The sequence below is a fragment of the Corallococcus sp. AB030 genome (genome assembly GCF_003668965.1).
GTDB lineage: Bacteria > Myxococcota > Myxococcia > Myxococcales > Myxococcaceae > Corallococcus > Corallococcus exiguus.
Genome location: NZ_RAWQ01000376.1, coordinates 1 through 4266, shown reverse-complemented (window position 1 = coordinate 4266; position 4266 = coordinate 1). Strand labels below are relative to the sequence as shown.

Below are 4266 nucleotides of genomic sequence, written 5' to 3'. Positions count from 1 at the left end.
CACCTCATCCGCCTGCGCAACCCCAACCCTGCCCTCGTGCCCGCCGCCCCTGCTGAAGCCGCGCCGGCGCATGAAGGAGGTCACTGACCGTCATGGCCGAGACCGCACACGCACTCCCGCTCGACCCCCTCGAGCCCCGGGACCTCGTCGCGCCGCACCACGACGACAAGTCCCTCAATGAAACGCTGCTGGACCATGTCTGGCGCAAGCCCGGCAAGGGCTGGTTCATGCTGCTGGGCATCACGTCCGCGGCGCTGGGCCTCCTGGTCGTTGGTGTCACGTACACCCTCGCGCGCGGCATCGGCGTGTGGGGCAACAACCAGCCGGTGGGCTGGGCGTTCGACATCATCAACTTCGTCTGGTGGGTCGGTATCGGCCACGCCGGTACGCTCATCTCCGCAATCCTCCTGCTCTTCCAGCAGAAGTGGCGCACGAGCATCAACCGCTTCGCGGAGGCCATGACGCTGTTCGCGGTCATGTGCGCCGGCCTGTTCCCGCTGCTCCACACGGGCCGTCCCTGGTTCGCCTTCTGGCTGTTCCCCTACCCCAGCACCCTGGGCGCCTGGGCGCAGTTCCGCTCGCCGCTCGTGTGGGACGTGTTCGCCATCTCCACGTACCTCACGGTGTCCGCGCTCTTCTGGTACGTGGGCCTCATCCCGGACCTGGCGGCCCTGCGTGACTCGTCCAAGGGCAAGCTGCAGCGCACCATCTACGGCCTCTTCGCGCTCGGCTGGCGCGGCTCCGGCCGTCACTGGCACAACTACAAGGTTGGCTACCTGCTGCTCGCCGGCCTCTCGACGCCGCTCGTGGTGTCCGTGCACACCATCGTGTCGTTCGACTTCGCCGTGTCCCAGATTCCGGGCTGGCACGCGACCATCTTCCCGCCCTACTTCGTGGCCGGCGCCGTGTTCAGCGGCTTCGCGATGGTCATCACGCTCATCGTCCCCGCCCGCAAGTACCTGGGCCTCCGGGACGTGATCACCGACCGCCACCTGGAGAACATGAACAAGGTCATCCTCGCGACGGGCCTCATCGTGTCCTACGGGTACATGATGGAGCACTTCATCGCCTGGTACTCCATGAACCAGTACGAGTTCTGGACCTTCTACGTGAACCGCGCCACGGGCCCCTACGCCGGCGTGTACTGGCTGATGATCGCCTGCAACGTCATCACCCCGAACATCTTCTGGTTCAGGAAGGCCCGCACCAGCATCCCCATCATGTGGGTGGCGTCCATCGCGGTGAACATCGGCATGTGGTGCGAGCGCTTCATCATCATCGTGACGTCGCTGTCGCAGGACTTCCTGCCCTCCTCGTGGGACATCTACACGCCCACCTGGGTGGACTGGTGCATCTACATCGGCACGCTGGGCCTGTTCGGCACCCTGTTCCTCCTGTTCCTCAAGTTCGTTCCCGCCGTCGCGGTGAGCGAGGTGAAGGAGCTCCAGCTGGAGCTCAAGCACGCCGCCCACGCCGCCCATGGCAACGGACACCACGGCTCGGACGCCGCGGCCACCCACGGAGCGCACTAGCATCATGGAAGCCAAGGTCCTTGATTCCTGGGTGATGGCCGAGTTCGCCACCCCGGAAGCCCTCGTCTCCGCCACGCAGCAGATGCGCGAGAAGGGCTTCCAGGGGATGGACACCTACTCCCCGTACCCGCTGCACGGCGGGTCGGAGGCCCTCGGTCTGCCGCCCTCTCGCATGCCCTTCATCGCCCTGGGCGGCGGCCTCACCGGCATGGTGACCGCCCTCACGATGCAGACGTGGATGAACACCGTCGACTACCCGCTCAACGTCGGCGGCCGTCCGCTGCTGAGCCTCCCGGCCTGGGTGCCCATCACGTTCGAACTGAGCGTGCTGTTCGCCGCGTTCGGCATCTTCTTCGGCCTGCTCGGCCTGAGTAAGTTGCCGCAGCCCTACCACCCGGCCTTCGAGTCGGAAGAGTTCCGCAGCGCGTCCACGCACGGCTTCTGGCTGAGCATCCCGCACCCCACGGGGACGGACGCCGCGGACGTCAAGAACCAGCTGACGGCCCTGGGCGCGACCCACGTGACCGTCGTGTCGGGAGAGAACGAATGAGGTGGCTCATCCCCGCCGCCGGGCTCGCCGCGCTCACGGGCTGCAACGTCAGCTCTGAGTTCCTCCAGCGCATGGAGCACCAGGCCAAGTACGAGTACTACGAGACGTCCGAGTTCTGGCCGGACGGGCGCGCCATGCGCGTGCCCCCCGCCGGCACCGTCCCGCGCGAGCGGCCGGTGGGCAACCCGGGCATCTCCACGGGCCGCGCCAACGGCGTGGCCGTGAACGCCATCCCGCTGCCGGTGGACAAGCACCTGCTGGAGCTTGGCCAGAAGAAGTACAACATCGTCTGCTCGCAGTGCCATGGCGTGCTCGGCGACGGCAACAGCGTCGTCGCGGAGAACATGGCGCTGCGCCTGCCGCCGTCCCTGCTGGAGCTCGCGGACAAGCCGGCTGGCCACTTCTACACCGCCATCAACGAGGGCTACGGCATCATGCCGTCCTTCTCGGGTGAGCTCGACACGCGCGAGCGCTGGGCCGTCGTCGCCTATGTGCGCGCGCTGCAGGCCGCCCGCAGCACCGCCGGGACGCAGCCCGTCCCGCAGGAGAACCGATGACTGCCATGGAGCGCTACACCGGCACGCCCAAGCTGATGGTGCCCGCGTTCGGCCTGGGCGTGGTGGGCCTCGTGCTCACCGCCGTGGGCTTCTTCATGAACCCCGAGGCGACCAGCTTCAGCTACCTCTTGGGCTTCACCTACTGGGTCGGCATCAGCGTGTCCGCCCTCATCATGCTGGCCATCTTCCACACGGCGAAGGCGAAGTGGCCCATCGTCCTGCGCCGCGCCATGGAGACGATGTCCATCGCGGTGCCCGTCTTCGCGGTGCTCATCCTCGCCTTCATCCCCATGATGAAGCACATGTACCCCTGGGTGGATGGCTCGCCGCTGGCCGCCCACATCCACGGCATCGAGGTGGAGCACCTGTCGCATAAGAAGGCCCACTACCTGAACGGGACCTTCTTCGCCGTCCGCCAGGTCATCTACTTCGCGGTGTGGATCTTCGTCTCCCAGCGGCTGTACGGATGGAGCACCCAGCAGGACGAGGTGGGCGGGCTGGAGCTCACCGTCAAGCAGCGCCGCTTCTCCCCGGGCGCCCTGCCCTTCCTGGCGCTGACCATCACCTTCGCGTCCTTCGACTGGCTGATGAGCCTCACCCCGCTGTGGCAGTCCACCATCTTCGGCGTCTACTACTTCGCCGGCAGCTTCCTGGCCGCCTTCTGCGTCCTCACGCTGGCCACGATCCGGGCCCAGGGCAAGGACCTGTACGGCAGCCTGGTGAAGACGCCGCACTACCACAACCTGGGCAAGCTCATCTTCGCCTTCACGGCGTTCTGGGCCTACATCGGCTTCTCCCAGTTCCTGCTGGTGTGGATCGCCAACATCCCGGAAGAGGCCCCGTGGTACGGCCTGCGCATGTACGGCCCGTGGCGCGGCGTCTCCCTGGTCATCTTCTTCGGCCACTTCGTGCTGCCGTTCTTCACGCTGCTGTCACGCAAGCTGAAGGAGAAGACCGGGACCCTGGCGATGGCGGCCGTCTACATGCTTCTCATGCACGCCGTGGACCTGTATTGGCTCATCTGGCCGGCGTACTCCGGTGAGGCCGGTCCGACGTTCCACTGGACGCTCATCACGGCCTTCGTGGGCGTGGGCGGAGTCTCGGTGGGTTACGCCCTGTACCGGGCGCGCAACAAGTACACGTTCCCGGTGAAGGACCCCTACATCGCGGAGTCCCTGAGGTACGTGCAGCCATGAAGAAGACCCAGTCCGAAGTCGAATCGCGGGTCATCGTCGGCGCGCATGGCGTCGCCGCCGAGGAAGACCACCTGGTCATGGGGAAGATCATCGGCGTCGGTGTCGGCGCCATGGTGCTCTTCTTCGTGGGCGCGGTGTGGGCCTGGCGCATCCAGGTCGTCACCATGCAGGACGCCCAGCCGGACGGTCCTCCCCCCCGCCCCGCCGCGGTGGGCCAGTACGAGATTGGCATCGTGAACCAGCGCCTGTTCGAACAGGACTGGCGCGCGGCGGAGAAGCTTGGCGGCCAGCACCAGGCGCTGAAGAACGGCTGGGGTGACCAGCCGGGCGTCACCGCCCACAAGTCGCTGGGGCAGGCCATGGACCAGGTCATCACGACCGAGGCCCAGAAGGCCCGCGAGCCGGCTCCGGCGCCCACGCCGGCCCCGGCC

General features: G+C 67.0%; 5 protein-coding genes. All 5 read left to right on the top strand.

Annotation, left to right across the window (positions count from 1 at the left end; genetic code table 11):
• Positions 1–92 precede the first annotated feature (92 nt).
• The gene (nrfD, locus tag D7Y15_RS42525) at positions 93–1532 is read left to right on the top strand and encodes an NrfD/PsrC family molybdoenzyme membrane anchor subunit (RefSeq protein WP_120581528.1); all 1440 of its coding nucleotides are present in this window, start codon (positions 93–95) and stop codon (positions 1530–1532) included.
• A 4-nt stretch (positions 1533–1536) separates the two neighbouring features.
• Entirely contained in the window at positions 1537–2082 is a 546-nt protein-coding gene (locus D7Y15_RS42520) for a DUF3341 domain-containing protein (protein ID WP_120567452.1), read from the top strand.
• Positions 2079–2639, top strand: coding sequence for a cytochrome c (locus D7Y15_RS42515; protein ID WP_120567453.1), 561 nt, complete (start codon positions 2079–2081; stop codon positions 2637–2639). The genes D7Y15_RS42520 and D7Y15_RS42515 overlap by 4 nt, the downstream gene beginning before the upstream one ends.
• Positions 2636–3835 (top strand): hypothetical protein, encoded by a 1200-nt coding sequence (locus D7Y15_RS42510; RefSeq protein WP_121756116.1) that lies wholly within the window; start codon positions 2636–2638, stop codon positions 3833–3835. Before D7Y15_RS42515 ends, D7Y15_RS42510 begins: the two co-directional genes overlap by 4 nt.
• Positions 3832–4266: hypothetical protein (locus D7Y15_RS42505; RefSeq protein ID WP_121756115.1), on the top strand; the 435-nt coding region annotated here is incomplete at its 3' end. The genes D7Y15_RS42510 and D7Y15_RS42505, both read left to right, overlap by 4 nt.